This window comes from Pseudoalteromonas sp. MMG013 (assembly GCF_018100885.1).
GTDB lineage: Bacteria > Pseudomonadota > Gammaproteobacteria > Enterobacterales > Alteromonadaceae > Pseudoalteromonas > Pseudoalteromonas aurantia.
On the sequence record NZ_JAGJEE010000006.1, the window covers coordinates 31,179 to 54,131 of the forward strand.

Below are 22,953 nucleotides of genomic sequence, written 5' to 3' on the forward strand. Positions count from 1 at the left end.
TAGCCAGTACGTTTGATATTTCATCAAGAGTATTGGGTATAGCATGAATATTTGCAAACGATAGGATGACGCTATGGGAAAAGATCAAGAACTCGACAAAAAAATGTACGTACTTGACACCAACGTGCTGCTTCATGAACCCCTCGCTTATCTATCTTTTCAAGAACATGATGTTGTCATACCAATGACAGTACTTGAAGAGCTAGATCATATCAAAGACAGAAAGCGCGACGTGAGTCGTGACGCTAGAATTGCAATTCGTAGTTTAGATGGTGTACTCAAAGATGCATCCCCAGAGGAAATGTTAGATGGTGTACGTTTACCAAGCGTACAATCGAGTAATGAGTCTGGGCCTTTGTCGCGTGGAAAATTGATTATTGTCAATGATCATTTATTCCCTGATAGTATTTCAGGCCTGCCAGGTAATGAGAATGATCACATTATTATAAATTGCGCCGTCAGATTACAAAAACAACATGCACACACTAAGGTGGTTTTAGTCACCAAAGATATTAATATGCGCCTCAAGGCCAAGGGTGCTGGGCTGCAGTTTGTAGAAGACTACCGAACGGATCAATTGATTGATGATATTAAGTTATTGAGTTTAGGGTATAAAAAATTCACGGGTGACTTTTGGCAAAGTGTAGGAGATTGCACATCAGAGCAGCAAGGCAGATATACGTTGCACCATGTGCCTAAAAGTTTGTTGCCAGATGTTTTTTGTAATGAATATTTAGTCGATGACAGTGAGCACTTTGCGGCACGGATCACCCATTACGATGAGACGAACATTACCTTTAAGGACTTGGGGGTAGAGCGGTTAATGCATCAGAGTGCTTGGGGCGTGCAACCAAAAAATGTGTATCAAGGTATGGCAATGGATGCATTGCTTGATCCAAACATTGAATTGGTCATATTAACAGGCCCAGCCGGGTGTGGGAAAACACTGTTAGCACTTGCCAGTGCGCTGGAAATGATCATTGAAAAAGGGGTATATGATAAGGTTATCGTTACGAGAAATACGCCTGAAATCGCAGAGAGTATTGGGTTTTTACCAGGTACCGAAGAAGAGAAAATGGCGCCTTGGCTTGCAGCCATTACTGATACACTTGAGGTACTTCATAAAAATGATGAAAGCCCTATTTCAAGTCGTAATTATATAATGGAGAAAGCCAATATTCAGTTTAAATCGGTCAATTTTATGCGTGGTCGCAGTATTCAAAACGCCGTAGTGATTTTAGATGAAAGCCAGAATTTAACCGCATCGCAGTTAAAAACGATTATTACGCGTTGTGGAGAAGGGACCAAGTTAATATGCACGGGTAACTTAGCCCAAATAGATAGTAATTATCTGACGCCTTTAACATCTGGTTTGACCTATATTGTTGAGCGTTTCAAACACTTTGAAGGCAGCGCAACAATTAATTTAAATGGGGTTGTACGTAGTAGATTGGCGTCTTTCGCTGAGGAAAATCTATAGTTCTTGCAGTCTTAGGCCACGGAACGGTGGTGGCCTTTTATTTTACCAAAAGCAAGGTGTTTCACTGTTGAGCCTTGCTTATCATTACCTTGCTCGTTATTGTGTTGGGCATAGGGAATCATTTAGCTATCCTTTATGGACTTTGATCAAGCGTTCTTACCTTTAAAAAAATATCATCAAGCGATTGCTGTGACTTTAAGTATCGCGATGCTTGTGGCCGCAATTTTATGCCTGCACTTGTACCATATTAAACTTGAGCGAAGTTATAATGACAAGGTTGTGCACTTTCAGCGTTTAAATGGGCAGTTAGATCAAGCTATGTCTGCGGCTGAAACTGTATTTCAAAGTGTCTTTATTAGCCTTGAACAGCCGCTCAGTTATCATTTTGATCCATTTATCATGGCGACAATTGATCAACGGGCAGATTACTATTATCGAAAATTGCCGCATGGTGCAGGTGAGGTGATAGGGCAGGGGCGCTTTTTAAATAACCCCCAAGCTTATCGACAATGGCAACAGGTTATGGCACTAGGGCCTGCTTTTAATACAGCGTTAGCGTTAATCTTACCGGTAGATGCACTCGCTTACGTCAAAGATAATGGTTTTGCATTTGTAAAGCGCCGTTATCACAATGAAAGTCATTTACTGACGGCATTACTAGAGGGGAAGTTGTCACCTGATTTTTCTGAGCAAATGTATAGTAGTACTGGTGTAGTAGAAATTAACGGTAGAACCTATTTTGCGATAGGACAGCGTCGTTCAAGTACGTCAAATGAGCATGTTTTACTGGTTTATAATACGCAAAAAGTGTTGGCGTGGTTGAATCAAGTCGGTCTACCTAAAACGGTTGCTACATTATTAAATAAACACCAGCAAAACTTACTGACCCACCATGAGTTTTTAACTGAATCACAGCAACAGCACGAACGGGTTGCACCGTGGTTAGGTGGAATTCACCTTTATAGTGAAAAATCAACAAGGCCAATTGATTTAGCGTTTAAGCAAACAGAGCAAGATTTTAGAACGCCAATTCTATATGAGATAGCACTAGAGTTACTTTTTTTAGCCAGCTTCATAGGGGCTACATTCCTGGCAGTTACGTGGCTGAGTAATCGGATATTTATTCGTCCGGTAAGTCATTTTGTACGGTACCTTACGCTGCAAGAGCAGGCACCAAAAACAACGTTCGATTATATAATTCCTGAGGACTGGCAGCCTTGGTTTGCAAAAATTAAACGGGTAGTGACGCAAAAGCAAGAATTACTCGAGCAATTAAAGCAGCATAATGATGTTTTAGATGAGCAAGTGCAAACGCAGAAGAAACAGCTTGCGCGCTCGCTTGATATAAAAGAGCGTCAAGCAGCTTTACTGAATACCATGTTAGATAACATTCCAGATTTAATTTACTTTAAAAATATCGATGGGTCATTTATTGGGTGTAACGCAGCTTTTGAAGCATTTCTTAAAGTTAATAAAAGTGAACTGGTTGGCAAAGAGTTGCACGAGGTTACAGATAGATTTGTAGAATTGACCATGCTAGAGCAATGTATGCGAGAGCAACGGCACTCGCTGACAGAAACATTGCTTTTGCAAGATAAGAGCTACATGTTTACCGTGGCGCCATTTTACAATGAACAACATAGATTAATAGGTAGCTTTGGAGTAGCTCGGGACGTCACCGAACAACAGCAAGTGCTTAAATCATTGCAGACCTCAGAAGAGAACTTTAAAGCGGCAATGGAGTATGCACCAAATGGTGTGATCTTAGCCTCGATTGATGGAAAAGTGTTGAGTTTAAATAAAGCAGCAAAACGGTATTTAACAAAGCATCAACCGAAAGTGGGATCCTTGTTATCCAGATTATTTGATGAGCAAAGCTACAAGGCGTTAACTGAAACATTTGCGGTATTACTAGAGCAAAATAAAAAGGCGGCTGAACTTACGATGCCTCAGTCAGGACCTTACATGTGGCTGCAATTAAGTATTTCTTTGGTGTGGGATAAGCAGCGTCAGCCAAAATACTTTGTTATTCATCTACAAAACATTACTCAGTTAACAAGGGCTAAACTCGATGCGGAGCGAGCTACTTTAGCAAAAAGCCGCTTTATTGCGAATATTAGTCATGAAATTCGTACGCCAATTAACGTCGTACTTGGACTGGTTGATATAGTCAAAGAGCAAGGCTTAAATGAAACCCAAAATGCACAAATGGGTCAAGTGAGTTACGCGGCTCAGCAATTACTCGATATGCTGAACAGTATTTTAGCATTTGCTAAAGTGGAAAGGCACCAAGAGAGCGTAAGAGTTCATGAGTTTGAGATAGTAACACTCGTTGATGATTGCTATAAATTGATGGCGCCCTTATGCGCTCAAAAGGGTCTACAACTCACTATTGAGCTGAAACACTCAGTGCCGCCCACGTTCAAAGGTGATATGCAAAAAATAAAACAAATCTTAATTAACTTATTGAACAATGCCATAAAGTATACCCAAAGAGGGAAAGTTGTATTGGCCATTATTCAAGAGCAGCAAAATAGCGGCGAGCAACGTACTAAATTCAGTGTTATAGATACCGGGCAAGGGATTAAAGAGGTGGATCAAGAGCGGCTGTTCGATGCGTTTACTCAAGTTGATGAATCCTTGTCTCGTAAACATGACGGGATCGGGCTTGGCCTTGCCATAGTAAAGCAAGAAGTTGCATTACTAGGTGGAGAAATTCAGCTGAACAGTCAATATGGACAAGGCAGTGAATTTTACTTCTCATTACCATTGGAAGTGGTGCCATTACTTTGTAGAAAGACCGATGTTCTTTGGTTTACGGGTAATAGTATGAGGTTCGTTTGTTCTGATCTTAATGTATGTATAGAGCAGGATAAAATGAGTGTGTTACAACATCTAAATGATCAACCAGCTTCATATCTAGTCTGCGAGAGCGCGGTGCAACTTGATATGCTAAATGTGCACTGTGAGCAGGGTTGGCTCGATAAGCTTGTTAGTGTCTATGTGGCAGAAAGCACACCGATAGAGAATTTTAAAGTGATCAGCAATAAGATTAAGCAGTTTCCTCATGTTGGCTATGCTCAGAGAATATCAAAAGATATTGAACAGCAGTTGAAGCAAAAGCCACAATCAAGATGTCAAGATGTCAATGTAACGGGTAGCTTATGTTTAATTGTTGATGATAATGAACTAAATTTAGATATCACAAGCAATTTGTTACAACAGGTGTGTGTAAATATCGTACGATTGAATGGCGCGCAAAATATTGTTGAAATAGTATCCAAGTTACAGCCAGATGTGATTCTAATGGATGTACAAATGCCAGAATTAGATGGCTACCAAGCAACAGAGCTATTGCGCAAAGCGTTGCCAGAGCAACCTGTTGCCATTATTGCATTAACCGCCAATGATAATGTTGGTGAAGTCAATAAAGCGCTGAGTGTTGGCATGAATGATTACTTAATTAAACCCGTTGAAAAAGGGTTATTAAGTGAGACATTAGCTCTTTATGTTACCGCAGAAATTCGGTTTTTTGATCGCGTATTTGCGCTTGAGCAAGTAATGGGTAAAGAACCGTTTTTAATCACAATGTTAGAAAAGTTTGCTAAGCTAAGTACAGAGTATTTACATCAGTTAGATAATTGTGAAAGTCATAAAGAGGTTTCATTATTAGCTCATAGTATCAAAGGCGCAGCTGCAGGGTTGGGGTTTTGCCGATTAGCCGAGGCAGCTAAGGTACTAGAATTACATATAAAAACCTTGAATAAAATACCAGATGAGGTGCTTGTTACAGATCTAAAAATGAGATTACAGCAAGTTGAGTTATTTTTAACGATAGGAAGTCTAGGGGATTAAATGCCAAAGATTGCTCGTATTTTGATTGTTGATGATGATCCGCTTAACCGCGTGGTTCTAGACAACACGTTATCTGAAGATTATCAAATATCACAATGTGAAAGTGCAGAGCAGGCGCTGGCGTTTCTATCTAGTCATGAGATAGATCTCATTATTTCAGATATTCGGATGCCAGGGATGTCTGGTTATGATTTATTAGAAAAACTAAAAACACAGCAACATACTTACGCAATTCCAGTCATTATTATTTCTGCAAGTAATAGCTATAATGATGAAGCAAAAGGCTTACAAATGGGAGCAATGGATTATATTACTAAACCATTCAGCCCGCTTATCGTTAAAGCAAGGGTGAAAAACCACCTAGCGATTAAGCAGAAGAATGATTTACTTGAAAAGTTAGCATCGATTGATGGTTTGACAGAGATTCCGAATAGACGTTTATTGGATGAAACACTGGCTAGAAACTGCCAGATGTGTGCGGAATATGAAAAAACGCTGAGCTTATTGTTGATTGATATTGATTATTTCAAAGAGTTTAATGAATTTTATGGTTATTCTGCTGGTGATGAGTGTTTGGTTAAAGTAGCACGCGCACTTGAGCATGTGACTATTGAGCACCTAGGGTTTGTGGCGCGCTATGATGGCGTTCGATTTGCGGCCATACTTACAGAAAGTACCAGTGACAGCGCCGAAAAAGTTGCATCTCAGATGCATGATGCAGTTGATAGCCTGTTAATAACCCATAGCACGTCGCCCATTTGTGCTCACTTAAGTATAAGTATCGGCATTGTACATATCACCACAAACTTTAATGACAATGAACAGCAAGTATTTAAGTTAGCGGATAGCGCCTTACAACAGGCACATCAACATCAAGAACGTATAGTATTAATCAATAGGTAAATCCTCACCTATTGATTAATCGTATTCAAGGCTTTATTTGACGTCTAGTTAAAGGTATTCAGACACCGCACTTGCGCCGTACCCAACCAGTTTGCCATTTTTAAATACCAATGGCGTGCATTCATCTTTGGTAATTTTACCGTCTGAATGTTTGCTGTTTGTGGCGAAATACAAGACTTGATACACGTTATCACCTTTATTGACTAAATCAGAAAACTCAGGCGTATCGAATTCTTGTAGAACCGTTTGATATGCAACGCCGTTCTTTAATCCGGTAATTTTATCTCTATTAGACTTCTGATGTTTTTGCCAACCAGAACCGCTATAGTCAGAAGCCCAGCTGTGTTCAGCTTCGCCATCTGAGACTGCGACAATACAGCCACTTAAGAAAGGTGTTGTTAGTAGTGCGGCTATAAGTAATTTCTTCATTTTTATTTGTTCCTGGATAGATAGTGTTTTTTTAATTGCAAATAATTTGCCAATTATTTTCAACATTAAAAATCAAAGGCTTACAGTTTTCTTTATTAAAAGGAATTTATATAGAAATCAAAAAATGGTTAATTTGATGATTTATTAGTGTTTTATACTACACGGTTGATATGTTCACCATTTAAAAAGCACTTGATATTGTTAGCAAGAGAATGGATTAATCTATCAATAGACTCTTCAGCAGCCCACGCATTATGCGGCGTTAGTAGTAGGTTATGACCTGAATATTCAAATAGCGGGTTATTCTTTTGGGCGGGCTCAATGGATAGTACATCTAGCGCAGCACCAGCAAGTTGCTGTTCATTTAAGGCACTGACTAATGCGAGTTCATTTACTATGCCACCGCGAGCTGTATTAATAAGTACGGCGGAAGGTTTTAGTTGTGCCAACACGGATGCGTTAAATAGATCTTTCGTTTCATCATTGAGAGGACAGTGAATCGAAATGATATCAGCAGATTTAATGGCATCTTTGAATGCCACTCTGCCCGCTCGGATTGAACGCGCATTGGGTCGTTCAGCTATGATCACGTGTGCACCAAAAGCCTGAGCCACGTTTGCAACGGCTTTGCCCAGTGTACCATAGCCAATAATAGCGAAGTTCTTGGCTGCGATTTCTTTTATTGGATAGTCTAAACGACAAAATATATCGCTGCTTTGCCATTGTCCATTTTTACAATCAGCAATATATCGATGCATATTACCCATTAAATTGCCCAGCAGTGTAAAGGTGTGTTGGACAACCGCCGAAGTTGAATACCCAGCAACATTACACACCGCGATGCCTTGTTTTTTGGCCGCACGTAAATCTATGTTGTTAGTGCCTGTGGCGGCAACGCAAATTAACTTTAATTTAGGCAGTGAGGCGAGTACCTTACTGTTGATGACAACCTTATTACTGACTATCACATCTGCGTCAATGCAGCGGGTAATTATTTGTTCGAGTGGCGTGTTCTGGTAAGTCACTAATTCACCGAGCACCGTTAGCGGTAACAGAGAGTTATTTGCGAGTGTTTTCGCATCTAATAGCACAATTTTCATAAACGACCTTTGCTATGCTTGACCTTGGGGTTTACTCTAAGGTTTATACTGTACCACAGTAAGGAGAAAGATATGAGAATAGGTCAATTATCTAACGCATTAGGCGTAACGACAGACACGTTACGTTATTACGAAACGCATGGTTTGTTAACGCCTTCTTCTCGAAACGACGCTGGGTATCGTTTGTACGATGAGACCCACCTAAAGCAAATGCACTTTATCCTACGCGCTAAAGAAGTCGGATTTAGTTTGCGAGAAATTCAGGAGCTGCTGCAAATAAAAATTGAAAAACAGCAGCGCCGTTGTGAAGAAGTAAAAGCGATTACACTACAAAAACGTGACTTGGTACGACAAAAAATTTCAGACTTACAACGCTTTGAGCAGTCGCTCACAATACTGGCAAATCGTTGCTGCGGCGGTAAAGAGAGTGCGGACTATTGTTCTATATTGACAGCATTGGAGGATATAGATGTTACTTATAAATAACTTTTGGACATTATTTCTGGTATCAGCGCCCTGGCTGATGCTTGGTTTATTACTTGCTGGAATATTAAATGTGTTTATTCCGACAGATTTTCTGCAGCGTCATTTGGGTAAAGAAGGATTTTGGACAACTTTGAAGGCTGCCCTCATTGGTGCCCCCATGCCGCTCTGTTCGTGTGGTGTAATACCCGCAGCGATTGGTCTTAGACGCGCTGGTGCATCAAAAAGTGCAACGACCGCATTTTTGGTATCAACACCGGAAACTGGGGTTGATTCAGTATCTATTTCGTATGTTTTATTAGGGCCATTTATGGCTATTATTAGGCCTGTTGCGGCTGTGTGCAGTGCGGTTGTTGCAGGCGTACTAGTTGGAAGAGATAAGTCAGATATTGCACCTCCTGTGCATGAGCCGTCTAACTCATCACACTGTCATGACACACAACAACATGTGCATGATAGTTGTTGCGCGCCTAAGCAGGCACAGGTCGAAAAGAAAAGTACCTGTTGTGCTTCATCAAAACCAGAAAAAATGCAATTTTTAGGTAAAGTGTGGCAAGCAATTAAATTTAGTTGTAATAAACTGTTATCAGATACAATGTTGTGGCTGATAATAGGGTTGTTTTTTGCTGCACTTGTGCAGACCTTTTTACCTACATCATTTTTAAGCCAATGGGGGAGTGGCATGATGGCAATGGTGGCTGTGATTCTTGTGAGTATCCCTATGTATATTTGTGCTACCGCCTCAACGCCTATTGCTGCGGGTTTGTTGATGGCGGGCGTTTCTCCAGGCGCTGTGTTGGTCTTTATGTTAGCTGGACCCGCGACGAATATTGCGACATTAGGGGTCGTTGGCAAAGAGCTAGGTCGACGAGCGGTGATTGCTTATTTAATCGGTGTCATAGGGGTTGCGATCCTATTCGGTTATTTAACAGATTACTTAGTTATGGCGTATGACTTTAATGTGAAGACGGCGGTGGCAATGCAGCACGATATACTACCGACTTGGATATCAACTCTCAGTGGCGTATTATTGTGTTTATTGATGTTACGATTAGTGCTGCTTGATATTAGCAAAAAGCTTAAAGCATCAATCGCTTAATGTTAGTAGCAGGGTGGTCAGACTTGTTAATCTTAGCTTAACAGTCAATAGCGCGATAAAATAGTCCCGTTATTTCGTTTAATTTTTAACAAAAAGAGCAGTTTAGTGGATAAATACGCAGATATAAGACCGTACAATGATGAAGAAGTTGCATCGGCCTTAGGTCGATTAGTAGCTGACAATAGCTTCATTGATGTGATTGTAAAATACACTTTGCCAGAGTGGCTGAGTAAATGGTCTATGTTATGCCGTCCATTTGTACGTTATAAGTTACGTCGAAAATGGGGTCGTTTTAATTCTGTTAAGCAGGTGCAAGACGAAGTCGCACGTTACCTTGATATGCTAGTAAAAAAAACGACGAGTAAAGTGACCTACTCAGGCTTGGAGACACTTGATAAAGAATCGGCCTATTTGTTTATTTCAAACCATAGAGACATTGTGTTGGACCCCGCTTTAATGAACTGGGGCTTGCACAGTCATAATATGAATACCGTACGTATAGCGATAGGTGATAACTTATTGCAAGTGCCTTATATTACTGAGCTAATGCGACTCAATAAGAGCTTTATAGTTAAGCGTTCAGCAAAAGCGCCAAAAGAGATGTTAAGAGCACTAACACATTTATCAAGCTATATTTTTGATTCATTGAGCTCAGGTCAATCAATTTGGATTGCCCAAAAAGAGGGGCGGGCAAAAGATGGGGTCGATCAAACCGATCCGGCTTTGCTGAAAATGCTACAATTATATGGGCGAAAACAGAAGCTTTCGTTTGATGAGTACGTTAAGCAGCTCAAGATAGTGCCAGTTTCGATTTCATATCAATATGAGCCATGTGCCGTTGCTAAAGCTAAAGAACTTGTACATAAACAGCTTCATGGTAGCTATGTTAAAGCGGATGGTGAAGACATAAAAAGCATTTTAGAAGGGATCCGTTCTGATAAAGGCCATGTACATATTTCTTTTGGTCAGCCAATTCAGGGTGAGTGTGATTCGCCAGAGATGTTAGCGGAAACCATTGATAAACAAATTATTGGGCAGTATTACTTACATCCAAGTAATTATATTGCGGCAGGAGATAAGCAACAGGTATCGCCTAAGGAGCAACAGGATTTCATGGGACGTTTAGAGTCAGTGCCTGAAGAGCTTAAGCAACAGGTATTAGCTATGTATGCAGAGCCGCTCAAACGTAAAGCGTTATAGGTAAACGAGTTGAAGTATAAACGCCACTATTTAGTGGCGTTTTTTTGTTTTGATTGGCTTGCGATAATTCACGAAGATGATTTGTTATTCAAAATAGGTTTATACTGATCAGAGACGATAAATCTTTTACATACGTATCGTTATACTTTCAAATAAGTAATGTAGCTATGTGTGCACTGAATTGACTAGACGAACTGTGAGCTAATGTGGAACAAATTGAAATATTTGAGATCCCCAATCCCTGTAAAGGCATATGTGAAGTAAACATTCGGGGTTATTGCAAAGGGTGTTACCGCAGCAGGGAGGAGCGTTTTGCATGGGGGCAATTGACAGAGCAACAAAAAAAGCATGTTATTACTTTATGCCAGCAGCGTTATAAACGTTATTTGGCAAAGCAGACCGCAAATACTTCTCCAAAAAGTGGAGCCGACGACCAGCAGCAGTTGGACTTTTAAATACCATATTTATTTTTTAACATGGATACCGTGCCTTTTTTATCTAAGTCAATTAATGATGTCATAATACGTGGTACTAGATGAGCGTGCTTTTCATGTAAATAGTGGTACAGGTTAATTTTATCTAGTGTTGTGCTAAATATCCCGAGCTTCTGGAGTTTTTCTTTGTATTCTTTGATATGAAATCCGATTACCAATGCCGCGCTGACTTTTTTTTGGGTTAGTAAATTGAGCTGTGTAGAGTTGCTTTTTACTTGAATCAATTCACCTAAGTAATTTTGCTTGCCTAAATACGCTTTTGGCGCCAAATGTGATGCTTGTATTACAATCGATTGGGCGTCTAGTATTGAGCATGTTTGACAATGACTCAAGAATTGAAGGTTAAAAGAAAGTAACGGGAAGTCCACTTTTATGAGTGATGGATACTGCTGTGACGCGCCATCGACCCGACCAAGTTGCCCATCTAAGACACCTGCATTTGCGGCGACCAATGCACTTTGATAGTTAAAGTCGATAATTTTTATATCATAACCGATATTTTTATACACAAGCCGTGTTAGCTCAATAACATACCTAGATTGCGGTGTGTCGACAGGACGATTAAATATCAATGTATTATTACTGTATGCAAACGAGCTAAAGAATAAAAAACATAGCGTATATATAACAGGCATGATTATGGGAGATCCTATATTTGTTTTATTAATTATTAAGTTCTCAGTAAGGTGCTCAAGTCAGTCTAGCAAATTAATAATTTATGTTACACTAGGGAAACGTTTACAATCACAATAATGTACCTATGAGTTTTAATCTGTGCAAATTACCTCGACATGAAAAGTATCAAATTCAATTAGACTATGAATCGTCATTTTGGGCATACCAAATTAAGCGAGGAAAACGTTCTCGAGAGACGGTATATGATACAATTAACAGTCGTCCCGTATCTGAACAGGCAGTTTTAAAGCAGCGGTTTGAGTATTATCTTAGTATTATGCTTGCAGGTTAGAAAATGTATGTTGTTAAACAACTCACGCCAATGTCTGTTCCGCTGATAAATAAGTTTTACCAACAATTCTCTGTACGAGGACGTGCGACTAAGCAAGATCAGTGCTGGGTTGTTAAATCAACGGAGATAATTGCTGGCTGTCGAATACAAAGTAAAGACGATGCATTACTCTTATCAACGGTATTTGTTCACCCTGAATATCGTTCTCAGGGCTTTGCAAAGAGCTTGCTCACAAGCGTATTACAATCTCAAAATGAAGTCTTGTATACATTTGCATATAGAAAGCTAGATGGCTTTTATCGCCAGTTGGGGTTTGAATATAGTCCTCACTTACCACATCACTTATCCGTAAGTTTCTCTAATTATATTAGACAAAAACGTGATATTGTGGCGATGTGTATTTATAAATAATCAATCGTTAACACCTATGAGATATTTGATATTTATCCTAATTACATTAATATCCTCGAGCCTTTTCCCTTCCAATATACTGGCATCTGAAGTCACGCGATTATCTCCTTCAGAAGGCTTATCTCAAAGTTATGTTAATACTTTAGTTATTGATAATAAGGGATATTTATGGCTATCTACCGAAGGTGGTCTAAACCGTTATGACGGTTATCAAGTCTTACGCGTTAAAGGGCCTCAAGGAGAGCTTGAGGAGGTGATGATTGATCGTATTTATCAAGATCCATTAAATAGGATTTGGATAGCCTCTCGTAGATTAGGGCTTTACAGCTATGATCCCGAGCATGATAAATATCAAAAATATTTGGAAGTCGCACAGTCGCAAGAAGAGATGCTTGAGCAGTCGGTGAATCAAATGTTGTCCAAAAGTGACACGCAATTATGGTTAGGGCGCGGAGATAACGTTGCATTGCTCGACATTTCTACCGGTAAGGTGTCTATTGAGGTTCATTTGCCAATAGATAAGCAATCTGGGCACGTTAGAAAACTGTTACGCAAGAATGAATATTTGTTTATTGCAACCTCAGAAGGCGCGTTCGTTTATCATTTAGACTCAAAAATACTGAAAAGAATAACCCATGTTGATACACCAGAGCACAATTTACAATTACATACTAAATCATTTGCGCTGCAAGGGGAGAATACTTTATTAATTGGCGCTGTAAATGGCCTATATCAAGTTGATATTAGTCAATTGGGTGATCTTACAGATGAAAATTATCAATGGGAAAATCAGCATTTAATCAAAGAGTTAAATATTTGGAAAATTGTGGTTAAACCAAATTCATTATTGCTAGGCACTGATAAAGGTTTGATGCACTTTAATACCATAGATGGTGTATTGACAAGAGATGAGCGGATCTCAAAAAGCCGTTATACGTTGACCGATAATAGTATCATTGATTTTCTTGAAGACAAGTACGGAGCATTGTGGGTTGCAACTAAGCGAGATGGTGCTTTTTACATTCCCAAGCGAAAAACACATTTTCATAATGTAAACAATGGTTCAGTAAAAGGTACTGGGTTTTCTCATTCAACGGTGTGGTCTTTGTTAGAATACAAAGGAGTAATATGGGCGAGCACCAATGACGGATTAACCAGTTATGATTTAAGCACAAATGAAACAAAAACTTATTTAAAAGGGTATATGGGGGAGGCTGTGATGCCTGAATTCTCTATATCAAGGTCTTATTTATATAAAGATAAAATTTGGCTAGAATCGAGCCGAGGTTTATTTGTATTCGATCCGAATACGTATGAAGTCAGTCGTCCTCAAGTGCAAACCGCAGCCCACCAAAAAGTGATTGAAGACTATTTATATGGCATGTTACTAATGCCTAATGGGAGGTTGTACTTTATTCACCCTAGTGAAGGTTTTTATTATTATGATATTGATAATAAAGAACTTAAACAACTTGAAGGTGACATTGCAGCGCGCAACCCATTTTTATCCTATGCGTTTCTAGCCCCTTTACCAGATGAACCGTCATATCCGCTTTATTACTCCGGTGGGGTATTATATCGCTTGAATCCAGAGACATCTGAGTTAACAGAAATATACGCAGTGCCAGATGCTAACGAAAACTTACCAGTGTCATTACTCACTTACACCGTCGATAAAAACAACGTGCTTTGGTTGGCTTTTTCTAATTTTGGTCTGGTGGGTTTATCGCTTGATGGGTTTGAAGTGATCCATACAATTGATCTAAAAAAGCTTAATCTTGGTACTCCTATGTACGGTATGCACCAAGACAGAGCGGATATGATTTGGATGTCTTCTCACAAAGGGATTTGGCGGTTAGACCCAGATAATTTGCATTTGCAGCAGTTTACGACGAAGGATGGCCTTTTTACTAATGAGTTTAATGGCGGATCATCCATCAAGTTATCAGATGGTCGAGTTGTATATGGCTCATTGAAGGGCTTTACTATTTTTAGTCCAAGAGAAAACCGCCCTAAGCAACCTTTATTATCACGCATAAATATTACCTCAGTAGAGCTCATGTCACGAAAGTTGCATTCATATGGCTTGAAAACGTTTGGGGATATAGTGTTAAACCATGATGATATTGGTTTGGAGGTGGCTTTTTCAGCCATGGTCTTCAATTATCAACAAAGTATTGTGTATGAATATCAAATATCAGGGAGTCAGAAAATCTTAACTCGAGGTAATAATCGAGTGACGTTCCCTAAACTTAATCCAGGTAATTACCAGCTGAAAGTGTGGGCCAAAGACCCTTTAACTGGTGATTACACTCAACCCGCGAAATTGAACATTCGTGTGAGGTATCCGATGTGGCGCTCTCCTATTGCTTTAGCCATATACTTGATGCTTGTTTTGTTTATTTTTGGCCTTTGGCTTTATCGAAAAAGCCGAATTGAGCAAATGATTATTGCTGCCCATAAAGAAACTCAAAACAGTGAGGCACGTTTAAAACTTGCGCTGGAAAGTAGCGGCTCTGGCGTTTGGGATTGGCACCTGCACAGCCAACTAATTTACCAACCGAGGCTGTTTTCTGAATTGGAATACGCACAGAATAATATTTGTTTGGATGATTATTTACAACTTATCCATCCCAGCGATAGAGCTATTTTTAGATTAGAGTGGCTTGAATTTGTTTCCACAAATAAAGGTGTATTTGACTGTACTTATCGTTTAAAGCATGCGAAGGGACATTGGCGCTGGTATAAAGATTTTGGCAAAGTAATGGCGTGGCAAGAAGGCACCCCAGAACGAGTTACGGGTACCTATACCAACTTGACACGTGAACGTATGTTTGAAGAGCGCGCTAGGCTATTTGGTGCGGCGTTTGAGAAAACGCGAGATTGGGTGTTTATACTAGATAAAAATTTACGCATTCAAGCGTGCAACACAGCATTACAGCAAGCATTTAATATTGAAGCAGAGCCAAAGTCGAGTACGAATTTACACTTGGGGTTAAGTCGTCAGACGAGAATGCGTTATTTACGACGCATGACCGATTTAAAAATGGGTGAGCACATAAGTGCTGAAGATCAACTGATTTTAGCAAATAGTCAAATTTGCCATGTTTTGATCAAGATAAGTGCGGTAGAAGGTGTGAATGGAGAACTGCATAACTATGTGGTCGTTTTAACTGACATTTCTTCACAAAAACGAACGGAGCAAGAATTATATCAACTTGCAAACTATGACACCTTGACGGGGTTACCGAATAAAGCGTTATTTATTGACAGAACAGAGCATGCAATAGAGCAAATGTATGGTACGCAACCAGTGGCTGTACTGGCTATTAAGTTTAAGCGTTTACAACATTATCAGGATAGCTATGATAGCGATTTTTATGATGTACTTATTAAGCAATTGGCAAATACCTTAAAGTGCTGTTTTCGAGATCACGATAGTCTGGCTATTGGAGTGAGCCAAGAATTTTACGTATTAATGGAACAAATAGAGGATATATCGCAAATTACCCGCTATATCAACTGTCTGATGAACCGTTTTGAACCTCCTGTTAAAGTACTAGAACATAGTTGTAATATACAGTTAAGTATTGGCGTGGCTATGTATCCTGAAGATGCCCTAAATGCGTTTACATTAAGTGACCGAGCAAAAATAGCGTTAAACCACGCAATGAAACATTATGGTAATCACTATCAGTTTTATCAAACTGAGCTAAACCTGCAGGTGCAAAAAGGCATTGAAATAAGCAAAATGCTTGAGCTGGCGAATCAACGGAATGAGTTTTGCAACTTGTACCAACCTATTATCAATGGTACGAGTAAAGTCATTGATGGATTTGAGGTGATGTTACACTGGCCTACAGATGCCCTTTACCGGCGAGATGAATTGACCGATGCAGCAGAGCAATCAGGGTTAATTAGTGAGTTGATGTTACAAACCTTAGAGCGTGCATTAATTGAATTGAAACAGTGGCATTTGTTCGCTCCGCAATTATATATTTCAGTGAACCTATCACCTTTAGATTTTCAATACCCAGAATTAATAAGCAAAATAGGGGATACGTTAAAAAGAACGCAAGTTGATGGGAAGCATGTGGTCTTTGAGATTTCAGAGCCTGTGATGATGACTGATATTCCTCACGCGTTGGAACGAATGTACCAGTTGAAGGTATTAGGGTGTCGATTGTTTATGGATGATTTTGGTACAAGTTATGCCTCATTAACGTATTTGAAAAAGTTACCGGTTGATGTGCTTAAAATTGATAAAGGCTTTATTCAAGACATAGGTGTAGATAATGAACACGAAGTGATCATTCATTCTATTTTGTCACTGGCACATAGCTTAGGTATTCAATGCATTGCTGATGGTATAGAAAATAAAACCCAGATGAAATTTTTACGCTTACTTGGTTGTGATTATTTTCAAGGCTCACATTTTAGTGAGCCAATACTGGGAGAGAAAATCGCAGATTTACTTACTTTGACTTGGCAACATCGCTTTTAGAGTTTGTTGCCACAGTGGCGACAGTATGTCGCGTAAGCGCGTTGACTACTCATGAGTTTTATTGCTTGGCTGGCTTCACTTGGGCTGAGCCCAAGCTCTACTCTCAAGCTTTCTAAATGTTGTCGCTCTTGTTCATCTAAGACGCCATCATGTAGGCTGTGTAAAACCGCTTCATTAAATGCATCTCTGCGCTTTCTGAGTTGTTCAGCAAAACTTGACGCTAATAAGCCTGTGGGGATGGCGACCATTCCCATACTTAATAATGTAATTACACCACCAAAAAAGCGACCAATAGGCGTTATTGGTACGACATCTCCATAGCCAACGGTAGTGAGAGTTGCCATTGCCCACCACATAGAATCAGGGATTGAACCAAATTTATCAGGTTGTACGTCATGCTCTAATAAATAAATGCCGCACGATGCCATTATTAATACCACAGACATGATAAAAAATGCGGCGAGTAAGCTACTACCTTCCTCTTTAAATGCGGCAAGTAATAATTGCATTGCTCTTGAGTAGCGAGTGAGCTTAAAAATACGGAAGAGCCGAATTACCCTTAAAAAGCGTAGGTCAAAGCTAATGAACATCATTAAAATAGTGGGTAAAATAGCCATTAAGTCAATCAATGCGAGCGGAGAGAAAATGTATGCTAGCCGCTTCTTTAAGTTTGAGGCGCTAAGTTGTTTAGCATCAATATTATCGACACAAGACCATAACCTCAGTAAATATTCAATGCTAAAAATACCCACAGATATGACTTCAAGTAGTAAAAAATAGTGATAATACTGTGCCGTGAGCTCTGGTACCGACTCTAAAACAATAGCGACCACATTGATCATGATAAGCGCTATTAAAAAAAAATCTAAATATCCCCCCATTTTTTGATAGGGGCGGCGACCTGCAAGCAGCGCAGCCACTTTTTCTCTGTATGTTGTCATCATAGTTTGCTGATTTCTAATCGCATGTCTACTGTACCCTCAGAAAAATCACGAGTGACAGTAAAGCCTAATTTTTTTGAGAGCTCAATCATACCTATGTTTTCTGGTAATGTAATACCTACAACCATTTCAACACCGATGGATTGGCAGTGTTTTATCACCGCTTGCATAAGAACTCTGCCAAGCCCAAGTCCTTGACAATCAGACCTAACGATAACTGAAAATTCAGCATTGTGGTTATCTGGATCCATCAATACTCTCGAAACGCCCAGTGTTCTATATGTGCTTTTATAGGGCTGAGAAACTATAAAGGCCATTTCGCGATCATAGTCAATTTGTGTCATCTTCGCGAGTTGTTCATGGTTAAACTGCGGTAACTCCCCAAAAAACCGTTTATACCTATCCTCTTTCGTGAGGGATTGATCAAATTCTTGGTGTGTGCGCTCATCTTCAGGTTTTATCGGTCTGAGGATTGCATGGGTATTGTTTGTAAGTGTGATTTGGGTGACAAGCTCCTTTGGGTAAGGGCGAATTGCCAGCCTTTTTTTGCCAAGCTTAGGCTGGTATGGTCGTAGTGTGATATCAGCATCCAAGACAAGAAATTGGCCAGAACTGGCCAAAATGGGATTTAGTTCAATACTGTGAATGTCAGGTTGATCAACAACCAGCTGCGAGACTCGGGTTAATAGCGCACATAGGCGATATTTATCAACTTTATCGGGTAATGTGCGCTCTTTTAATACCCCTTTATCGTGAGCCGCAGCGATTAGATATTTGGCTAAATTCATGTTTAATGGGGGAAGTGCAACGGCTGCTTGGGAAAACTCGAGCCCAGTACCCGCTTCTCCTAGCAAAATAACGGGGCCAAAGTTTTGCTCTGTTTTAACGGCAATTCTTAGCTCTTGAACACCAGCTCTGGGTGCCATCCTTTGTAAGGAGAACCCCTCGATTTCGGCATGTGGATATGTTTCTTTGATGCGTAGCAGCATTGCAAAAGCGGTTTGCTCTACCTCATGCGCATCATTTAAGTTTAACACTACGCCACCGACTTCAGATTTTGAAGGGATCGAGGCACTGATCAATTTAAGTGCAATTGGAAAGCCTAACGCTTGAGCTTGCTCTTTTGCTTCACTGGGTGTGAGCGCTATGAGCGTTTCAATGCAGTGCACCCCGTAATGACTGAGAATTTTGCTTGCTAAATGGGTTGATAGGTGTGAAAAACCGTGAGATATGAAATGTTCAACCTGTAGTTTGGCAGCTTGACTGTCGATTTGATCATCATCGCTGGTGGACTCAGGAGTTTGTGTTAAGTGCTTTTGGTTACGACGATAACTGACTAAGTGCATAAATGCACCTACGGCGCCTTCGGGTGTCCGATAAGTTGGAATAGCGTGTTCTGCGCATACATATCGTGCTTCGTATGCCGCCTCTTCACCCATAAAGTTTGTTATGACATATGGTCGAGCCATTTTATGTATTTTATCGAGTGTCGTGGCAATTATTTCTGCGTAATCTTCACTAGGCGCTAAAGCTGAAGGCGTGTGTATTATGAGTAGGTTTCTTACTTCAGGTGCTTTGAGCAAAATATCTAACGCTTTTTGATAACGCTGTGGTGATGAATCTCCGAAAATATCGACAGGATTTGATGTCATATCCGATTGTGGGATCACTTTATTGAGTGCATCTCGCGTTTGTTGAGACAGCTGAGTTAGCTTCCCTGAATGTTGTAACAGCGTATCAACGGCCATAATTGCGGGGCCTCCGCCATTGGTGAGTATGGTTAACTGTTCGATTTGTAAGAGCTTGGGATGAAGTGCTAATGTTTGTGTCGCTGCAAAGAGTTCTCGCAAGTCATTCACTCTCAGCATACCCGCGCGCTGAAACATAGCGTCATAGACTGCGTCGTCCGAAGTGCTGCCCCCGGTATGAATGAAAGCGGCTTCTGCACCAGCTTGAGTCCGTCCTGTTTTAATGACGATGACGGGTTTACTAAATGCAGCAGCACGCGCAGCAGATATAAACCGTCTGACATCTTCGATATTATCGATGTATAAGAGAATTGCTTTGGTTTTAGGGTCTCGGCCTAAAAAGTCGAGCAGCTCGTCAAAGTCAATGTCAATGCAATCCCCAACAGAGACAAAGTAAGAGAATCCAATACGCTTGTTTCTGGCCCAATCTAAAATAGTTGAACACACTGCGGCTGATTGTGAAACAAACGCGAGTCTACCTGACTGAGCAACAGTATGAGAAAAACTTGCGTTTAATCCCAAATGAGGGATTAGTAAACCAAGGCAGTTAGACCCAAGTAGTGTTACATTCGCTGATTTAGCTGTGTGCTTTAAAGATATTTTTTGCTGCGTATTTAGGCCGGCTGCTATGATGATCGCGTGTTGACAGCCAAGGCGGCCAAGCTCTCTGATCACTGTATTTAAAGTGGCTTTATTCGTGCAAATAACAGCAAGGCTAGGTACATGTGGTAAGTGTTCAATACTTGGGTAAGCGAGTACTCCATGGACAGCGTTATGCTTGGGACTGACAGGCATAATAGGTCCTTTGAAGCCCCCTTGTAATAAATTTCTCATGACGATATAACCAGCGCGGCCTGGATTGTTTGAGGCACCAATCACTGCAACTGAACGAGGGGAAAAAAACTGGCTTATGCGTTTCACGCTCATAAAAGAATTCCTTATTATAATTCAAGTTCAGCTTAGGCTCATCGGTTAGGTATCACTCTATCATTTTTTTAGCGACGATCTAGCCTATTAAGGTTAGACTTTGATCTGACAACTTATTTTAGGGGAAAAGTGACATGCCTGTAGATATGACAAAGCACATAGGCGCTTCGATAGTTCTGGCTTTGGGAGCTATTGTGAGTACGTGGCTGATCATCAATACCATTGCTGATATTAAAGCAATGGAAAGAACGGTTCAGGTTAAGGGGTTAGCCGAGCATGAAGTGTCAGCGGATACTGTTATTTGGCCTGTATTTTACAAAGATGCAGACAATAATCTAGATGCATTAATGGCGCGTGTTGATGAGAAAAACTCGGCGATTCGCGCATTTCTAGTACTGCAAGGTTTTGATGATGAAGAGATTAGCGTGTCTGCTCCTTCTATTGTTGATAAATATGCACAAGAATATAACCAGAGCGAGCGTGGTTTTCGCTATGTCGCCAAAGCAGGCATGACCGTATTTAGTCATACGCCAGATAAGGTAAAAACAGCATTTTCTCAGCTAAGTCAGCTCGCAAAGCAGGGCATTGCTATTACCCAAGATGATTATCAAAATAGGGTAGAGTATATGTTTACCCAGCTCAATGATATTAAACCTGAGATGGTGCAGTTGGCGACACAAAAAGCGAGAGAAGTTGCGTTGAAGTTTGCGAAAGACTCAGACTCTCAACTAGGAAAAATTAAATCGGCTCGACAGGGGCAATTTAGTATTCGTGATAGAGACAGTAATACACCACATATTAAATTGGTACGGGTTGTAACAAGTGTTGAGTATTACTTGGCGGATTAGTCATTTTTTGGGGGGGGACCTTGAGTTTCCACCTAGCCAGTATTTGTTGATAAAGCCCTTTCTTTTTTATGCTTTGCAGTGCTGTGGCGAGGCGTTGGCAGATATTATTGGGTATTTGCTGATTGGCTACCAAATGTAAAGCGGAAGGGAAGTGGGTAATATGTAACTTTTTTTCGACTTTGAGGGCACTATACCCAGAATTTTTTAACTCTTTTTCAAGTGTAAGGGTATTTGTCATCACAAAATCAACTCTGCGCTTAAATAACACATGCCATAATTGTTGATAGTGACTGGCAAGAAGAAGATTTTTATCTTCTACAAAGCCTGAACTTTGTAAATATCGCGCACTAGAATACCCTCTAATTGTGCCGACCCTAAATTGTTGTGCATCATTAAGCGTAGAAACATGATGAGGGGAGCCTTTTAAACTAACCAGATAAGCATCAGCGAAATAAAGTTGTCCAAGCCAAGTAAATTTTGATGCGCGAGAGGAGGTTTTAAGTAGGGACATCATTAATGCTAAGGGGTTGCTTTGTAACTCATGATAAGCCCGTGCCATCGGCATAATTTCAAACTGCCCCTGTAATTGCGCTTCATGTAAGACGGCTTTAGTGATGTCAACGAGCGCGCCAGCAGCATTACCATTTTTATCGGAAAAGTGGTAAGGAGGTAAATCTTCAGCAACAAATACGAGTGGTTGCGCATAGCTGAGCTTTACCTCGAGAAAAAGCAAGGAAATGAAAATATAAAGAGTACTGCGCATACACCTACCTCCTCAATATTGATTTTTGATTGTAGGGAATTTAATCGTGAAGGGATAGAGGTAATTCTATTTTTAATTTAAAGTTCTTATTTATTAGCTGTTTACTTGTTTTTAATGCAAGTGTTATGGCTTTTTTTTAAGCCATTTATTCATTACTTTGTCGTATGCTTGAGTTATCTTGGTGTTGTTACAGGTATAAGGTAAACTTTGCCATTGTGTGGTTAACCCTGAGTCTGCAACGCGATTGTTAACGTCACCATTAAATACTTTATAGCACGTATTATTATGCTGGTATTCAGTGAATGTGTGGTTCTTTGCGATGACTTTTGGTTGCTTATTTAGCGTATTTAGGGTGTGTGTGATGATGCGTTTATTTTTACGGTTGTGTGGACTCGAAGAAAGAGGGGTCGTATGCGCCAGACCTTGAGCTTTAACGTGTTGTAGAAACTTACGTGGATTAATATCAAATTTTGTTGTTGGTATCTTTGTGGTTTTTGGGGTATGAGGCTGGGAGTCTGATACTGGCTTGAGCGATGTCGGTATGGGACGTGTTTTATTCGGATCTGGTGTGAGGCTTTTTTTGAATGGTGCTGATGCTTCTATGTTAAGGTTTTGATAAGTATCAATATTTTTTATTTTTTCTTCTTGATAAAGTCTATTGTTAGTCTCTATAACTAAATAAGTTTTTAGCACCGGGGTTATCGAATGGGGAATCGTAATGTGGTTTTGTGAATTGAATAAGTATAAAACGGCAATGTGTAATACAGCAGAGTAAAGCACTGTTTTTATAGTAAGTTGCAC

18 protein-coding genes are annotated in these 22,953 nt (G+C 40.1%); 11 read left to right on the plus strand and 7 right to left on the minus strand.

The window, feature by feature from the left end; all coding sequences use genetic code 11:
- The first annotated feature begins 73 nt into the window (after positions 1-73).
- The 3 genes from J8L98_RS08035 (at position 74) to J8L98_RS08045 (ending at position 6,238) form a co-directional block, all read left to right on the plus strand.
- Entirely contained in the window at positions 74-1,480 is a 1,407-nt protein-coding gene (locus J8L98_RS08035) for a PhoH family protein (protein WP_210996016.1), read from the plus strand.
- Between the two features lie 135 nt (positions 1,481-1,615).
- Positions 1,616-5,335 carry an ATP-binding protein gene (locus J8L98_RS08040; RefSeq protein WP_210996017.1) on the plus strand — a complete coding sequence of 1,240 codons (3,720 nt, stop codon included), beginning with the start codon at positions 1,616-1,618 and terminating at the stop codon, positions 5,333-5,335.
- On the plus strand, positions 5,336-6,238 hold the full coding sequence (locus J8L98_RS08045; RefSeq protein WP_210996018.1) for a diguanylate cyclase: 903 nt from the start codon (positions 5,336-5,338) through the stop codon (positions 6,236-6,238). It begins immediately after the preceding gene.
- 48 nt (positions 6,239-6,286) lie between these two features.
- Here the strand turns inward: J8L98_RS08045 and J8L98_RS08050 are convergent, their stop codons facing one another.
- Both J8L98_RS08050 and J8L98_RS08055 read right to left on the minus strand, forming a co-directional pair.
- On the minus strand, positions 6,287-6,667 hold the full coding sequence (locus J8L98_RS08050) for a DUF3192 domain-containing protein (protein WP_192506622.1): 381 nt from the start codon (positions 6,665-6,667) through the stop codon (positions 6,287-6,289).
- Positions 6,668-6,819: 152 nt separating this feature from the next.
- Positions 6,820-7,767, minus strand: coding sequence for a D-2-hydroxyacid dehydrogenase (locus J8L98_RS08055; protein ID WP_210996019.1), 948 nt, complete (start codon positions 7,765-7,767; stop codon positions 6,820-6,822).
- A 72-nt stretch (positions 7,768-7,839) separates the two neighbouring features.
- Here J8L98_RS08055 and zntR point away from each other — a divergent pair, with 72 nt between their 5' ends.
- From zntR to J8L98_RS08075, 4 genes are all read left to right on the plus strand, one after another.
- Positions 7,840-8,253, plus strand: a complete 414-nt coding sequence (zntR, locus tag J8L98_RS08060; protein WP_210996020.1) for a Zn(2+)-responsive transcriptional regulator — start codon at positions 7,840-7,842, stop codon at positions 8,251-8,253.
- Entirely contained in the window at positions 8,237-9,349 is a 1,113-nt protein-coding gene (locus tag J8L98_RS08065; protein WP_210996021.1) for an SO_0444 family Cu/Zn efflux transporter, read from the plus strand. The genes zntR and J8L98_RS08065 overlap by 17 nt, the downstream gene beginning before the upstream one ends.
- Before the next feature lie 105 nt (positions 9,350-9,454).
- Entirely contained in the window at positions 9,455-10,549 is a 1,095-nt protein-coding gene (locus J8L98_RS08070; RefSeq protein ID WP_210996022.1) for a 1-acyl-sn-glycerol-3-phosphate acyltransferase, read from the plus strand.
- A gap of 206 nt (positions 10,550-10,755) precedes the next feature.
- Positions 10,756-11,004, plus strand: a complete 249-nt coding sequence (locus tag J8L98_RS08075) for a DUF1289 domain-containing protein (protein WP_210996023.1) — start codon at positions 10,756-10,758, stop codon at positions 11,002-11,004.
- Here the strand turns inward: J8L98_RS08075 and J8L98_RS08080 are convergent.
- A complete protein-coding gene (locus J8L98_RS08080) occupies positions 11,001-11,678 on the minus strand; it encodes a hypothetical protein (RefSeq protein WP_210996024.1) in 678 nt (225 codons plus the stop codon). The two genes, J8L98_RS08075 and J8L98_RS08080, sit on opposite strands and share 4 nt — an antisense overlap.
- Positions 11,679-11,803: 125 nt before the next feature.
- On the opposite strand from J8L98_RS08080, the gene J8L98_RS08085 reads away from it, so the two are divergent.
- From J8L98_RS08085 to J8L98_RS08095, 3 genes are read left to right on the plus strand one after another with little or no spacing between them, the layout of a single operon-like run.
- A complete protein-coding gene (locus J8L98_RS08085; RefSeq protein ID WP_210996025.1) occupies positions 11,804-12,010 on the plus strand; it encodes a DUF3283 family protein in 207 nt (68 codons plus the stop codon).
- 3 nt (positions 12,011-12,013) lie between these two features.
- Entirely contained in the window at positions 12,014-12,421 is a 408-nt protein-coding gene (locus J8L98_RS08090; protein ID WP_210996026.1) for a GNAT family N-acetyltransferase, read from the plus strand.
- Between the two features lie 16 nt (positions 12,422-12,437).
- Complete coding sequence (locus tag J8L98_RS08095) at positions 12,438-16,925, plus strand: EAL domain-containing protein (RefSeq protein WP_210996027.1); 4,488 nt, start codon at positions 12,438-12,440, stop codon at positions 16,923-16,925.
- Here J8L98_RS08095 and J8L98_RS08100 read toward each other — a convergent pair.
- Both J8L98_RS08100 and J8L98_RS08105 read right to left on the minus strand, forming a co-directional pair.
- On the minus strand, positions 16,922-17,866 hold the full coding sequence (locus tag J8L98_RS08100) for an ion transporter (RefSeq protein WP_210996144.1): 945 nt from the start codon (positions 17,864-17,866) through the stop codon (positions 16,922-16,924). The two genes, J8L98_RS08095 and J8L98_RS08100, sit on opposite strands and share 4 nt — an antisense overlap.
- Entirely contained in the window at positions 17,866-20,541 is a 2,676-nt protein-coding gene (locus J8L98_RS08105) for a bifunctional acetate--CoA ligase family protein/GNAT family N-acetyltransferase (RefSeq protein WP_210996028.1), read from the minus strand. Before J8L98_RS08105 ends, J8L98_RS08100 begins: the two co-directional genes overlap by 1 nt.
- Positions 20,542-20,675: 134 nt before the next feature.
- Here J8L98_RS08105 and J8L98_RS08110 point away from each other — a divergent pair, with 134 nt between their 5' ends.
- A complete protein-coding gene (locus tag J8L98_RS08110; RefSeq protein WP_210996029.1) occupies positions 20,676-21,389 on the plus strand; it encodes an SIMPL domain-containing protein in 714 nt (237 codons plus the stop codon).
- Here the strand turns inward: J8L98_RS08110 and J8L98_RS08115 are convergent.
- The gene (locus tag J8L98_RS08115) at positions 21,340-22,152 is read right to left on the minus strand and encodes a transporter substrate-binding domain-containing protein (RefSeq protein ID WP_210996030.1); all 813 of its coding nucleotides are present in this window, start codon (positions 22,150-22,152) and stop codon (positions 21,340-21,342) included. The two genes, J8L98_RS08110 and J8L98_RS08115, sit on opposite strands and share 50 nt — an antisense overlap.
- A gap of 123 nt (positions 22,153-22,275) precedes the next feature.
- Positions 22,276-22,953 carry a hypothetical protein gene (locus J8L98_RS08120; RefSeq protein WP_210996031.1) on the minus strand — a complete coding sequence of 226 codons (678 nt, stop codon included), beginning with the start codon at positions 22,951-22,953 and terminating at the stop codon, positions 22,276-22,278.

What these genes read in the sequence shown, in the direction of transcription:
- J8L98_RS08045 (WP_210996018.1), top strand. Translation starts at nt 5,336, where the DNA reads ATGCCAAAGATTGCTCGTATTTTGATTGTTGATGATGATCCGCTTAAC.
- J8L98_RS08055 (WP_210996019.1), bottom strand. Translation starts at nt 7,767, where the DNA reads ATGAAAATTGTGCTATTAGATGCGAAAACACTCGCAAATAACTCTCTG.
- J8L98_RS08035 (WP_210996016.1), top strand. Translation starts at nt 74, where the DNA reads ATGGGAAAAGATCAAGAACTCGACAAAAAAATGTACGTACTTGACACC.
- J8L98_RS08080 (WP_210996024.1), bottom strand. Translation starts at nt 11,678, where the DNA reads ATGCCTGTTATATATACGCTATGTTTTTTATTCTTTAGCTCGTTTGCA.
- J8L98_RS08040 (WP_210996017.1), top strand. Translation starts at nt 1,616, where the DNA reads ATGGACTTTGATCAAGCGTTCTTACCTTTAAAAAAATATCATCAAGCG.
- J8L98_RS08050 (WP_192506622.1), bottom strand. Translation starts at nt 6,667, where the DNA reads ATGAAGAAATTACTTATAGCCGCACTACTAACAACACCTTTCTTAAGT.
- J8L98_RS08105 (WP_210996028.1), bottom strand. Translation starts at nt 20,541, where the DNA reads ATGAGCGTGAAACGCATAAGCCAGTTTTTTTCCCCTCGTTCAGTTGCA.
- zntR (WP_210996020.1), top strand. Translation starts at nt 7,840, where the DNA reads ATGAGAATAGGTCAATTATCTAACGCATTAGGCGTAACGACAGACACG.
- J8L98_RS08065 (WP_210996021.1), top strand. Translation starts at nt 8,237, where the DNA reads ATGTTACTTATAAATAACTTTTGGACATTATTTCTGGTATCAGCGCCC.
- J8L98_RS08095 (WP_210996027.1), top strand. Translation starts at nt 12,438, where the DNA reads ATGAGATATTTGATATTTATCCTAATTACATTAATATCCTCGAGCCTT.
- J8L98_RS08085 (WP_210996025.1), top strand. Translation starts at nt 11,804, where the DNA reads ATGAGTTTTAATCTGTGCAAATTACCTCGACATGAAAAGTATCAAATT.
- J8L98_RS08100 (WP_210996144.1), bottom strand. Translation starts at nt 17,866, where the DNA reads ATGACAACATACAGAGAAAAAGTGGCTGCGCTGCTTGCAGGTCGCCGC.
- J8L98_RS08115 (WP_210996030.1), bottom strand. Translation starts at nt 22,152, where the DNA reads ATGCGCAGTACTCTTTATATTTTCATTTCCTTGCTTTTTCTCGAGGTA.
- J8L98_RS08090 (WP_210996026.1), top strand. Translation starts at nt 12,014, where the DNA reads ATGTATGTTGTTAAACAACTCACGCCAATGTCTGTTCCGCTGATAAAT.
- J8L98_RS08110 (WP_210996029.1), top strand. Translation starts at nt 20,676, where the DNA reads ATGCCTGTAGATATGACAAAGCACATAGGCGCTTCGATAGTTCTGGCT.